A 12665-nucleotide genomic window follows, 5' to 3' on the forward strand; every position below is an offset into this window, starting at 1 on the left:
GGGGAACCGGTGACCACCGCACGATTAGAAGCACTGGCCCGCGAGGACCTGCCGCTGCACGCGCTCGCCGAGCGGCTGCTCGCGCTGGCCGAGGCGGGGCTGCCGGAGATGTACCTGCCTGGAGCCGAGACCTTCGTGTTCACCCGGGCGGCCGCGGTCGCGCCCGACGGAACCCGCCGCCTGGAGCGGCGGGGGACCAGCACCCGGTACGCGGCCATCACCGCGCTGGGTGCCCGGTTCCTGCCCGAGGAACGCCAGCGCGCGCTGTTCGGCGGACGCAGTGCCGAGGAGTTCGCGGGACTGCTGGTGGAGCGGCTCCCGGGGGTGGAGAACCTCGGCGACGCGGCGCTCATCGCCTGGGCGGCCGCCGAAACCGGCCACGCCAAACTGTCCGACGCCCTCGCCCGGGTCGCCACCCTCGACGTCCCCGGACAGCCGCGGTACACGGTCGAGGCGGCCTGGGTGCTCTCCGCCCTCGCCGCCGCCCGCGACGCGGTCGACGTGGAGGACCGCCTCGCGGCCGCCCGGGACCGCCTGCTGGCGTCCCGGACCGCCGGCGGCCCGCTGTTCCCGCACGCCACCGGGCCGGGGCTGGTCCCCGGGTACCGCGCCCACGTGGCCTGCTTCGCCGACCAGACCTATCCGCTCCAGGCGCTGGCCCGGCTGCACGCGAGCGGCGACGACCTGGAGGCCCTCGGGGCGGCCGACGCCTGCGCCACCCGGATCTGTGACCTCCAGGGGGACGGCGGACAGTGGTGGTGGCACTACGACGCCCGCACCGGCGGCGTGGTCGAGGGCTACCCCGTCTACAGCGTGCACCAGCACGCGATGGCCCCGACCGCCCTGTTCGACCTGGCCGAGGCCGGCGGCACCGACTTCGGCGCCGCGATCCGCCGCGGGCTGCGGTGGATGACCGACGTACCCGAGACGACCGGGCCCGACGGCACCCGGCGGGAGCCGATGATCCGCGACAACCTCGGCGTCACCTGGCGCAAGGTCTACCGCGGCGATCCGCTGAAGGCCGTACGGGCCGCCCGCGGACTCACCACCCGGGTCGTGCCGCGGGCGCGCCTCGCACCGCTCGACCGGATCTTCCGCCCCGACGCGGTGGACCGCGAGTGCCGCCCGTACGAGTTCGGCTGGCTCCTCTTCGCCTGGCTCGGAGGACCACGGAGATGAACTCACGACACTCCCTCTTCGGGGTGACGCTCGACGCCCTGACCATGGACGAGACCGTGCGGCGCTGCCTGGACGCGGTGCGGCGCGGCGAACAGATCGAGATCGGCATGGTCAACGCCGCCAAGCTCGTCAACATGCGCCGCGACCCCCGTCTCGCCGCGGCGGTCGGCGGCTGCGACCTCGTCCTGGCCGACGGCCAGGCGGTGGTCTGGGCCGGCCGCGTCCTCGGCGTCCGGCTGCCCGAACGGGTCGCGGGCATCGACCTGTTCATGCGCCTGCTCGCCGCGGCCGAAACGGCGGACATACCCGTCTACCTGCTCGGCGCCCGGCAGGACGTCCTGGAGATGATGCTCCGGCAGATCTCCGACCGCTTCCCCGAACTGCGGGTGGCGGGCAGCCGCAACGGCTACTTCGAGGACTCCGACCAGGAGGTCATCGCCGACGCCATCGCCGCCAGCGGCGCCCGCCTGCTGTTCCTCGGCATGACCTCGCCGAAGAAGGAGATCTTCACCGCCGCCCACGGCAAGCGCACCGGCGCCCACGTGGTGCACGGCGTCGGCGGCTCCTTCGACATCCTCGCCGGCATCACCAAGCGGGCCCCCCTGGTCTGGCAGCGGATGGGGCTCGAATGGTTCTACCGCACCCTCCAGGAACCGCGCCGCCTCGGCAAGCGCTACCTCACCACCAACGCTGCCTTCCTCCTCATGACGGTCCGGGAACTCATCCACCGCACACCGTCTGCCCCTTCCGCGAACAGGAGTCACTGATGCGCGTCGTCGTCGTGGGACAGGGATACGTCGGACTGCCGCTGGCCATCCGGGCCGCCGAAGTCGGACACCAGGTGATCGGCTACGACGTGGACGCGCGGCGGGTCAAGAGCCTCGCCGCCGGCGAGTCGTACGTGGAGGACGTCTCCTCCGAACGGCTGAGCCGGGCACTGGAGCGCGGCAGCTACCGGGCGAGCGAACTCGCCCGGGACTGCGGCGGCTTCGACGTCGCCGTCGTCACCGTCCCCACCCCGTTACAGGAAGGCGCACCCGACCTTCGCTACATCGAGGAGTCGGCCCGCACCCTGGCCCGCTTCCTGCGCCCCGGCGCCACCGTCGTGCTGGAGTCCACCACCTACCCCGGGACCACCGAGGAACTGTTCGCGCCGATCCTGGAGGACGGCTCCGGGCTCACCGCCGGAGTCGACTTCCACCTCGGCTACAGCCCCGAGCGCATCGACCCCGGCAACACCGTGTGGGGCTTCCAGCAGACGCCGAAGGTCGTCTCCGGCGTCGACGCCGCCTCGCTGAAGGCCGTGGAGGCCTTCTACGCCGACCTCGTCGACACCACCGTGCCGGTGCGCTCGCCCAAGGAGGCCGAGCTCGCCAAACTGCTGGAGAACACCTTCCGGCACGTGAACATCGCCCTGGTCAACGAGATCGCGATGTTCGCCCGCCACCTCGACATCGACGTGTGGCAGGCCATCGAAGCGGCCTCCAGCAAGCCCTTCGGCTTCATGAAGTTCACCCCCGGCCCGGGGGTCGGCGGCCACTGCCTGCCCATCGACCCCTCGTACCTGTCCTGGCGGGTGCAGCGCGAACTCGGCCAGAACTTCCGCTTCGTCGAGCTCGCCAACGACATCAACAGCCACATGCCCGAGTACGTGACGCGCCGCGTCATCGACGCCCTCAACGCCAAGCGCCGCTCGGTCAACGGCTCCCGGATCCTGCTGCTCGGGCTGGCGTACAAGAAGAACACCGGCGACGCGCGGGAGTCGCCGGCCGTCCGCATCTCCCAACTGCTCCTCGACATGGGCGCCAAGGTTCGCGCGGCCGACCCGCACGTCGTGGAGAGCATCAAGGTCGACGCGCGCCTCGTCCGGGTCGAGCCGACCCGCAAGGAACTCGCCGCCGCCGACGTCGTGGTCCTGCTCACCGACCACGACTCCTTCGACTACCAGATGGTCACCGAGCACGCCTCGTTCGTCCTCGACTGCCGCAACCGGGTCTCCGGACCGACCGTGGAGGTGCTCTGAAGCCGTGACGAGGATCGTCTGCGTCGCCGGAGCGCGACCCAACTACATGAAGATCAAACCGGTGATGGACGCACTGGAGCGCCGCGGCGCCGAAGTGGTCCTCGTCCACACCGGCCAGCACTACGACGAGTCCATGAACGACGTCTTCTTCCGCGACCTCGGCATCCGCACCCCCGACCGGTACCTGGGCGCCGGGTCCGGAAGCCACGCCCAGCAGACCGGGCGGGTGATGGCGGCCTTCGAGCCGCTGCTCGACGAGCTGGCACCGGACGCGGTCGTGGTCGTCGGCGACATCAACTCCACCCTCGCCTGCGCCCTGGTGACCGCGAAGGCGGGCCCCCTGCTCGCCCACGTCGAGGCCGGGCTGCGCAGCCGCGACTGGAGCATGCCGGAGGAGGTCAACCGGGTCGCCACCGACCGGGTCAGCGACTGCCTGCTCGCCCCCTCGCCCGACGCGGCCGCGAACCTGCGGGCGGAGGGCTACCGCGAGGACCAGATCCACGTCGTGGGCAACGTCATGATCGACACCCTGCTCGCCAATCTGGACCGGGCCAGGGAGTCGGACGTACTGGACCGGTACGGGCTGACCCGGGGCGGATACGGACTGGTCACCCTGCACCGGCCCGCCAACGTGGACGATCCGCAGGCCCTGCGCGGCCTGCTCAAGGCCCTCGGTGAGATCGCCGGACGCTGCCCCCTGCTGCTGCCCGTACACCCGCGGGCCGCCGAACGGCTGGCCGAACTGGGCGTGCCCGGCGGCATCCGGCTCGTACCGCCCGCCGGATACCTCGACTTCATCGCCCTTCAGGACTCGGCCCGCCTCGTGCTCACCGACTCCGGGGGCATCCAGGAGGAGACCACCGCCCTGGGCGTGCCCTGTGTGACCCTGCGGGAGAACACCGAACGCCCCATCACCGTCTCCGAGGGGACCAACGTGCTCGCGGGCACGGACCCGGAGCGCATCACCGCCACCGCGAACCGGGTACTGGACGACCCGCCCGCACCCCGCTGCCCCGAGCTCTGGGACGGCCGCGCGAGCGACCGCATCGCGCGGGTCCTGCTGGACGGGCCGCCCGCGCACACCCGGCTCCGGCCCACCGACCTCGTCCCGCCCGCCGCGGGCCCCGGGGAGCACCGACCGTAACCACGGCGACAGCCGTGTCACCACCGCGATGAAAGAGCGGCCGCGCGTCGGGGACGACGACGCGGCCGCGAGGGGGAAGACCATGGATCTCGCGGAGATCTGGCGGGTCATGCGCAGGCGCTGGTACGTCCTGCTGCCCGGACTGCTGCTCTCGGCGGCGCTGACCGCCGGCGTGTACCTGCTGGTCCCGGTGGAGTACGTGTCACAGAGCACGGTGACCCTGCTGAACTCGAAGAAGGCCACGGTGGCCTTCGACGGCAACCCCTTCCTCAGCACCCAGGCGTCGCTCACCGGCATGGCCGACGGCCTGGCCCGCAACCTGAACTCCGACGACGCCGCCGCCGACCTCAAGGCGCTCGGCGTCACCGGACTGCACGAGGCGAAGATCGCCGACAACGCGCAGGGGCCGTTCCTGTGGCTGAGCGTCACCGGAACCGATCCGGCCGCCGTCCTGAAGTCGGACGAGCTGTTCACCGCCTACGCCGAGAAGCGGCTGCAGGAGTTCCAGACCCAGCAGTCGGTGACCCCCGAGGCCATGATCCGCATGACGACGATCGTGCCGCCGCAGAAAGCGGAGCCGCAGACCAAGACCCGGCTCCAGTACCTGATCATGGCGGGGGCGCTGGGCTTCGTCCTGAGCCTGGTGGCCACCTTCTTCGTCGAGGCCCGGCGGCGCGGGACGACAGGGCCCGGCCGGCACAGGCCCACCGCGCCCGAGGGGGCCGCGCCCGAGGGGGCCGCGCCCGTACCGGCCAAGGCGGCCCGGCCCGTACCGTCCGGCGCGGCCGCACCCGTGACGGCCGATGCCGCCGGGTCGCCGTGACCGGCCCGGGAACCGGCAAGGAAGCCGATACCCGAACCGGTGCCGGAGCCGGAGCCGACACCGACACCGGCACCGGCACCGGTACGGAGGCCGGCGCCCCGAAGGCCCCCCCACTGGGGCGGACGGTCGGCACGGCCGCACGGTGGAGCCTGGTCAACACCGTCGTCATGCGCCTCGGCAACTTCGTCACCGGCATCATCCTCGCCCGGTTCTTCCTCGGGCCCGAGGCGTGGGGCGTCTACGGGATCGCCCAGACCGTGCTGCTGGTCCTGCTCTCCGCCAACGAGCTCGGCGTGTCCCTCGCCATCGTGCGCTGGGAGGGCGATCCCCGCCGCTTCGCCCCCACCGTCCTCACCCTCAGCGCCGTCTCCAGCTGCCTGCTGTACGCGGCCCTGTTCGCGGCCGCGCCCGCCGTGGCCCGGGTCCTCGGCTCGCCGGAGGCCTCCGGCGTACTGCGCGTGATGTGCGTGTGCGTCGTCCTCGACGGGCTCTCCCAGGTCCCCGCGGGCTTCCTCACCCGGGAGTTCGCCCAGGGCCGGCGGATGGCCATCGACGGTCTCAACTTCGTCCTCAGCACCGCGGTGACCCTGCTGCTCGCGGTGCAGGGCTGGGGCGCCATGAGCTTCGCCTGGGGTTCCGTGGCCGGGAACGTGGCCGCGCTCGCCGGCTGCTGCCTGGCGGCCCCGGGCACCCTGAAGTTCGGCTGGGACCGGGAACAGGCGCGGGCGCTGCTCCGGTTCGGGCTCCCGCTCGCCGGGGCCAGCATGCTCGCGCTCGGCGTCGTCAACGTGGACACCATGGTGGTGGGCTCCACCCTGGACCAACTGGCCCTGGGCTTCTACGTCCTCGCGTTCAACATCTCCGGCTGGCCCGTGCGGATCATCTCTGAGGCGGCCCGCCGGGTCTCGTTCGCGGGATTCTCCCGGCTCGCCGATACACCGGGGGCGCTGGCCGCCGGGTTCGGCCGGGCCCTCGGGGTGGTGGTGACGGGCACCGTCCCGCTCTGCGTGCTGCTCGCCGCGCTCGCCGCGCCGATCGTCGAACTCGTCTACGGGGCGCGCTGGCTGCCCGCCGCCGCGGCGCTGCCCTGGCTGATGGGGCTCGGCCTGGTCCGCATCGTCTGCGAACTCGCCTACGACTGCCTGGTGGCCATCGGGCGGCGCCGCTCCCTCATCGCCGTCCAGGGGTTGTGGCTCCTGCTCCTGATCCCCGCCCTGGTGGTCGGCGCCGGGGCCGCCGGGATCGTGGGGGTGGCCCAGGGCCACGTCCTGGTCGCCGGCGCCGTGGTGGTGCCCGTGTTCCTGGTCGCGCTCCACCGCGGCGGCATCGGCGTGGGCACCGTCGCGCGGGCCTGCGCCTGGCCCTTCCTCGGCGGCGCGGTGATGGCCGCGGTGGTCCTCGGCCTGGAGCGGTACCTCGGTGACGGCGTGCTCGCGCTCCTCGCGACCGGGGCCGCCGGAACCCTCTGCTACGCCCTGTGCGTGCTGCCCAGCCACGCCTTCCTGCGCGGCCGGGGCCCGGCGTCGGGCACCCCGGAGCCGGGCACCCCGGAGCCGGGCACCCCGGAGCCGGGCGCACCGCCGCCGGGCACCCCGGATTCCGGAGCCGCCGGGTCGGATGCCGCCGGCGCCGCCGCCGCGGCGCGCGGGTAGGCGGCCGTGGCCGTGAGACACCGCCGTACGGTGCTGGGGGCGTGGCTGCTCGCCGCGGTGCTGCTGGCCGCGGGCCTGGCCCTGTTCCGCGCCGACCACACCGGTTCCGGGGAACCCGCGGCCGTGCCGTGCCCGGACAGCGCCCTGGACTGCCCCGGAGGAACCGCCGGAACGCCCCGGCCCCCCGCGAGCCCCTCCGCCGACGCGTCCGCGAGCCCCTCCGCTTCCGGCACGGCGAGCCCGGCACCCACGCCCGGCGCCCCCTCCGCCACGCCCTCGAAGGGGCCGGGGGGAACACCCCCCGCGACCACCGCCTGCTCCTCGCCCGGCGCCTGCGGATTCCCCGACGCGCGGACCACCGGACCCCGTATCCCGCTGGAGCGGCACGACACGGGCAACATGTCCGTCAAGACCGACGGCACGGTCATCAGGGGCTGGGACATCCGCGGTTCGCTCGACGTCTACGCGAACGACGTCACCGTCATCGACAGCCGGATCACCTCCGCCAACTGGTGGGGGATCAACCTGCGCCCCGGCTTCAGCGGACTGAAGGTGCTGCACACCACCATCACCGCGGTACCGGGCAAGGGCCCCGACAACGGAGGGGTGAACTACGCGGTCTCGAACATGGGCGTCAGCTCCGTCGAGGTCGGCTGGTGCGACATCTCCGTGTTCGGCAACGCCCTGTCCATGGGGCAGGGCGACCTGCACGACAACTACGTCCACGACATCGTCGCGTTCCGCAACCTGGGCGGCGAGTGGCAGCACACCGACGCCGTGATCAGCGGCGGCGGCAACAAGGGCCGGCTGACCGTCCGCCACAACACCCTGCTGAACCCCGTCCCCGTCGACCGGGGCGCCACCGCGGCCGTCGGCCTGTTCGCCGACACCGGGGTCGTCTCCTCCGTCGTCGTCGACCGCAACTGGCTGGCCGGGGGAGCGTACGCCCTCTACGGCGGCGGCCCCGGCGCGACCGGCATCCAGGTCACGGACAACGTCTTCTCCACCCAGTACCACCCGGCCGCCGGCGCGTACGGGGCGGTGACCGCCTGGAACGCGGGCGGCGCCGGGAACCTGTGGCGGGGCAACCGCATGTCCGACGGCAGACCCGTCGTCCCCGAGCCCGCCCCCTGAGCCCGCCCCCGGGCATCCCAGCCCGCCCCCGGGTCCCCGGCCCGACCCGCCCCGGCCCGCCCCCGAACCGAGAGGTCACGATGCGCCGCATCGCCCGCGCCGCCTGGGAACCGCTCAAGCGGGCCTTCGGCTGGCTGGTGCTCTTCGAGGCCCGGAACAAGGTCCTGCTCGCGCCCTCCGCCCTGCGGCTGCGCCGCTTCGAGGACGCCGAGACCACCCGGCTCGCCGCCTCCCTGGGCCGGCCCCCGACCGCCTTGGTCGCCACCGTGATCGCCACGCACCGGCGCCCCGAGGCCCTGCGCGCGGCCGTCCGCTCGGCGCTCGCCCAGACGGTGGCCGACCAGGTGGTCATCGTCGTCGACGACGGCGCCGGACTGGCCGGACTCCCGGACGATCCAAGGCTGTTCGCGGTGTCCCTGGCCCGCAACACGGCCACGGCCGGAGTCGTGCGCAACGTGGGGATCCGGCTGACCGGATCGCGGTACGTGGCGTTCCTGGACGACGACAACCTGTGGGAGCCCGACCACCTTGAACAGGCGCTCGCCGTCCTGGAACCGTCCGGCGGCCCCGACGCCGTGTACACCGCGCTGCGCAGGGTGCTGCCCGACGGCTCCGAACGGGATGTCCTGTCCGTGCCGTTCGACCGTCGCCGGGCCGCCCACGAGGCCTTCCTCGACACCAATGCCTTCGTGGCGCGCCGCAACCGGTCCCTGTACTTCAGCCGGCTGCGGCGCACCCCCGAGGTGCTGCCCCGCGAGGACTGGGAGCTGATCCGCCGCTACAGCCGCCGGTACGAGGTGCGCCACCTGCCCCGCCCCACCGTGCGCTACCTCGTCAACCCGGAGAGCTTCTACACGGCCTGGGACGGCCCGCCGCCCGCCGGGTGACCCGTCCCCGGCGGCCGGCCGCCCCGCCCGTCAGGGCCCGGGGGTGGCCCGCAGCGCGGACCGGCCGGCCAGTGCCCGGGCGGCCGCCAGGCTCGCGGGCCGGCCGAGCAGCGCCCGCGAGGTCTCCCGCAGCAGTACGGCCGCGCGGAACGCGGCGGTCGCCACGGCCCCGTGCCTGCGCCCGTACAGCCGTACGCGGTTCAGGGTCAGCAGGGTCCACAGGCGCGGCGAGACCTGGGAGTCCCCGCCGAGGTGGGTCGCGGAGGCCGCGGGCTCCAGCCGGGTGGCGAAGCCGCGGTCGCCGGCCCGCAGGCAGAACTCGGTCTCCTCCGAGTAGAGGAAGAAGGACTCGTCCCAGACCCCGCAGGCGTCCAGGCAGTCCCGGGAGAGCGCCATCAGCGCGCCCGTCGCCCAGTCCGCGACCGTCGCCCGCTCGTACGCGGACGGGTCGGTGACCAGCTCGCTCCAGAGCGGGAAGCGCCCGGCCCGGCGGTTGCCCAGCACCGCCTCGCCGAGCGCCCGCGTGACGCGCGACTCGCGCCGCAGCGAGTACACGGGTGCGCGGCCGCCCTCCTCGTACAGCAGCGGGACGCTGATTCCGACCCGGCCGCCGCCGTCCAGCGGGACGTCGAGGGCGTCCACGAGCAGCTTGGCGCAGCCCTGCCGCATCCGGATGTCGGGATTGCACACCAGGGCGGCCCCGAAGCCGCCCTCCCACGCGGCGGCCGCCCCGAGGGCGGCGTTCACCCCGGCCGCGTAGCCGGCGTTCCGGCCGGTCTGGACGATCGTCGTGTCCGGGGCCAGGGAGCGGACCAGCTCCACCGTGCCGTCGGCCGAGTCGTTGTCGGCGACGACGAGGCGCCAGTCCACCCCGGCCATGCCCTCCGGCAGGGACGCGAGGAACTCCGGCAGCACCTCGGCGCTGTTCCAGGTGACGACGAGGACAGCTACGGGGCCGCCGCGACCCGGGAGGGGGCCTGAGGACCCGGGGTGCGGGGACCGGGGACGAGGGGAGCCGGGCTGGCGGGAGGGCATGGGGACTCCACGGTTCGGGGCTTCGGCGCCGCGCGCCGGATGAAGCCGAGGTAGCTGCCTCCGGCGGCGATCGTCAGGAAGAACATCCCGGCGAACATCGGGAAGCTGAGGGCGTCGAAGGTGGCGGCGCTGACCAGGGAGACGAGGGCCGAGGCGAAGAACGCCTGCCCCAGCTCACGGTCCGACTCGCCGCGGGCCAGCCGGCGGATGGCGCCGCCCTGGTGGATGCCGGTGAGGAAGAGCGCCAGGAGCGCGACCAGCCCCAGGAAGCCCATCTCGGCCAGCGTCAGCATGTACTGGTTGTCGGTGAAGAAGTACAGCTCGGGCAGGAAGGTGCCGAAGCCCTGGCCGAACAGAGGGCGTTCGCCGAGGTACGGGACGATCGCGCCGTACTTGACGGTACGGGCCTGGGTGCTGCTGTCGGAGTTCGACAGGAAGGACCCGAACAACGTGGTGATGGTGCCGATCAGACCGGGGACGATGACCTTGAAGCAGGCCACCGAGCCCAGCAGCAGTCCGATCGCGGCCCACCGCCGCTCCGGCTTCCAGCGCACCACCATCACCAGGACCACGATGAGCACCCCGATGATGGATGTCCGCGACACCGTCAGCGGCAGGGCGCCGCCCATCAGGACCACCGGCGCCCAGCGGCGCCGGCCGCTCAGGTGGCGGCGTACCGGATCGAAGGCCTGCTGCACGGCGAACGGCAGCAGCAGGGCGAGCATCCCGCCGAACTCCAGGGGCTGCGCCGTCGTGGAGCGCGGCCGGGTGAAGGAGCCGCGGTCCAGTGTGGTGATCTGGGCGACGCTCGACTGGAGTCCGGGGATGCTGATGCGGTCGGCGATGTTCGTCGCCGTGAAGAAGTCGTAGTAGCCGATGGCGGCGACCACCGCCCCCATCACCACGGCCCGGCGCAGCAGCACGTCCAGCCGCTCCCGGGACTGGATCCCGGCGGAGACCAGCACCACCAGCGAGACCCAGACCAGCAGTCCGATCAGGCCGCGGTCGGCCGCGAGGACCTCCTTGTGCGAGCTGCCCCGGGACGCGTTCGCCAGGTACGAGGACAGCACCGCGACCGCCAGCAGGCACATCACGACCCGGGGCAGCCGGGTGCCCGGTGCCGGCCGGATCCGCCCGGTGATCCAGGTCGCCAGGTACCAGAACAGGCACAGGAGCGCGAACACGTTGGCCGGGGTCCCCACACCGCCCATGCCCGGCAGGGTCAGGTTCGAGGGGATGAAGAAGGCCAGCGCCAGGTAGCCGGTCAGCAGCGCGGTGGCGTCCAGCGGCCGGCCCCGCGGCCGTCTGCGGGGCCGCCGCGCCGGCGCCGAGGCCTGGGCGGTCCCGCGCGCGGCCTGGGCGGCCCCGGTCGCGTCCGGGGCGGTTCCGCGCCTGCGGCGCCGGGCGGCCAGCAGGCTCTCCGTGACGAAGGACAGCACGAACCCGGCGGTGGTGCCCAGGATGACCACGCCCAGCACCTGCTGGTAGCGGCTCTTGAGCTGCGGGACCGGGGTCTGCGGCAGCACCACGGGGGCGGTCTGCACGAAGTACGCGGGCTGGACCTCCGCGGCCGCCTGGAGGGCGTTGAGCTGCTCCCCGGCGAAGGCCGTGAGCGTGCTCGTCTCCTCCAGCACCTTCGCCCGGTCGAACCCGGTGACGGTGAGCGTCAGCATCGGCCCCGAGGTGTTCGCGGCGAACCCGACCGTGTACGGGTCCGTGACGCCGAGGCCCTGGAGGGCGCGGGCCGCGTCCGTCCCCGACAGCGTCCTGATCAGCACGTCCGCCGTCACCACCAGCGAACCGCCCGCGTTCGAGATGGGGTTGCCGAAGGCGGGGGCCAGTTCGGCCACCGCGGTGGAGTCCAGCAGCGCCACGGAACTCTGCGACTGGTAGGCCACCGGCACCGACCGGTACAGGTGCAGGCCCGCGAGGAGGCTCAGGACCGTCAGGGGCACCATCACGTACCAGCGACGGCGCAGGACCGCACCTATCTCGCCGATGGTCATGAACGCCCTTTCGGTATAAGGGATTTGATGGCGATGTGCCCCCCGGACTGCGAGGATCGACCGCGATGGAAGGAATCCCCTTGTCGCCTGGTGAGTTGGTCCGTGCGCTGCGTCGGCGCTGGTACGTCCTGGTCCTGGCGGTGGCGCTGGCCGCCGTCGGAGCGCAGCAGGTGCTCCGCCCCTCCCCGACGTACCTGAGCTCGGCGATCGTCGTCCTCAAACCACCGGTGACCGGGAGCCAGCCGAACCAGCTCGCCAACCTCCAGCCGCCGCTCGCCGCCGTCTCCTACGCGGCCGTACAGCAGCTGGAATCGGCTGCCGGAACAGCCGAGTTGAGCGCCGCCGGGGTCGACGGCACGTACCGGCTGATCCCGCGCAACAGCGGCACCAGCGTCACGCCCCGCTACCTGATCCCCTCGCTCCAGGTCCAGGCCGAGCAGGCCGATCCCATGGCGGCGGACGAGACCGTGCGCGCCATCATCGAGGTGTACACGAAGCACCTCACGGACGCGCAGACCCAGCAGGGGATACCGGACTCGGCGCGGATGAGCGTCACCGTCCTCGTACCGCCCACGGCCGTCGCCCAGAACGGAACGAAGAGCCGCGGGCTCGCCGGGACGGCGCTGCTCGCCGCGGTCGCCGGCGTGGTGGCGGCCCTGTGGACCGACCAGCTCCTGACGCGCCGCGGCCGGCGCCGCGGCGCCGACGCCGGCCCGGACCGGCCGGCCGAGGACCGGGTCCCGGCCGCCGCGGCGTCCCGCTGAAGCGGCGGGACGCCCGAC

Annotated in this window: 11 protein-coding genes; 9 read left to right on the forward strand and 2 right to left on the reverse strand. The window is 73.4% G+C overall.

The window, feature by feature from the left end; translation table 11 throughout:
- Positions 1–9: 9 nt before the first annotated feature.
- The 8 genes from OTB16_RS12410 to OTB16_RS12445 all read left to right on the forward strand — a co-directional run bounded on the left by OTB16_RS12410 (position 10) and on the right by OTB16_RS12445 (position 8842).
- On the forward strand, positions 10–1179 hold the full coding sequence (locus tag OTB16_RS12410; RefSeq protein WP_267720170.1) for a hypothetical protein: 1170 nt from the start codon (positions 10–12) through the stop codon (positions 1177–1179).
- Entirely contained in the window at positions 1176–1946 is a 771-nt protein-coding gene (locus OTB16_RS12415) for a WecB/TagA/CpsF family glycosyltransferase (protein WP_267720171.1), read from the forward strand. The genes OTB16_RS12410 and OTB16_RS12415 overlap by 4 nt, the downstream gene beginning before the upstream one ends.
- Positions 1946–3202: a nucleotide sugar dehydrogenase gene (locus OTB16_RS12420; protein WP_267720172.1), complete on the forward strand. Its 1257-nt coding sequence runs from the start codon at positions 1946–1948 to the stop codon at positions 3200–3202. Before OTB16_RS12415 ends, OTB16_RS12420 begins: the two co-directional genes overlap by 1 nt.
- A gap of 4 nt (positions 3203–3206) precedes the next feature.
- The gene (wecB, locus tag OTB16_RS12425) at positions 3207–4346 is read left to right on the forward strand and encodes a non-hydrolyzing UDP-N-acetylglucosamine 2-epimerase (RefSeq protein WP_267720173.1); all 1140 of its coding nucleotides are present in this window, start codon (positions 3207–3209) and stop codon (positions 4344–4346) included.
- Between the two features lie 82 nt (positions 4347–4428).
- Complete coding sequence (locus tag OTB16_RS12430; RefSeq protein WP_267720174.1) at positions 4429–5169, forward strand: YveK family protein; 741 nt, start codon at positions 4429–4431, stop codon at positions 5167–5169.
- Complete coding sequence (locus tag OTB16_RS12435) at positions 5166–6821, forward strand: oligosaccharide flippase family protein (protein ID WP_267720175.1); 1656 nt, start codon at positions 5166–5168, stop codon at positions 6819–6821. Before OTB16_RS12430 ends, OTB16_RS12435 begins: the two co-directional genes overlap by 4 nt.
- Before the next feature lie 6 nt (positions 6822–6827).
- The gene (locus OTB16_RS12440) at positions 6828–7955 is read left to right on the forward strand and encodes a hypothetical protein (protein ID WP_267720176.1); all 1128 of its coding nucleotides are present in this window, start codon (positions 6828–6830) and stop codon (positions 7953–7955) included.
- Between the two features lie 80 nt (positions 7956–8035).
- Positions 8036–8842, forward strand: a complete 807-nt coding sequence (locus OTB16_RS12445) for a glycosyltransferase family 2 protein (protein WP_267720177.1) — start codon at positions 8036–8038, stop codon at positions 8840–8842.
- A 30-nt stretch (positions 8843–8872) separates the two neighbouring features.
- Here the strand turns inward: OTB16_RS12445 and OTB16_RS12450 are convergent, their stop codons facing one another.
- Together OTB16_RS12450 and OTB16_RS12455 are read right to left on the reverse strand one after the other, a co-directional pair.
- Positions 8873–9877 (reverse strand): glycosyltransferase, encoded by a 1005-nt coding sequence (locus OTB16_RS12450; RefSeq protein WP_267720178.1) that lies wholly within the window; start codon positions 9875–9877, stop codon positions 8873–8875.
- Positions 9790–11883 carry an O-antigen ligase family protein gene (locus OTB16_RS12455; RefSeq protein WP_267720179.1) on the reverse strand — a complete coding sequence of 698 codons (2094 nt, stop codon included), beginning with the start codon at positions 11881–11883 and terminating at the stop codon, positions 9790–9792. Before OTB16_RS12455 ends, OTB16_RS12450 begins: the two co-directional genes overlap by 88 nt.
- A gap of 65 nt (positions 11884–11948) precedes the next feature.
- Here OTB16_RS12455 and OTB16_RS12460 point away from each other — a divergent pair, with 65 nt between their 5' ends.
- Positions 11949–12647 carry a hypothetical protein gene (locus OTB16_RS12460; RefSeq protein ID WP_267720180.1) on the forward strand — a complete coding sequence of 233 codons (699 nt, stop codon included), beginning with the start codon at positions 11949–11951 and terminating at the stop codon, positions 12645–12647.
- Positions 12648–12665 lie beyond the last annotated feature (18 nt).

The sequence above is a fragment of the Streptomyces antarcticus genome, assembly GCF_026627255.1.
Lineage (GTDB): Bacteria > Actinomycetota > Actinomycetes > Streptomycetales > Streptomycetaceae > Streptomyces > Streptomyces antarcticus.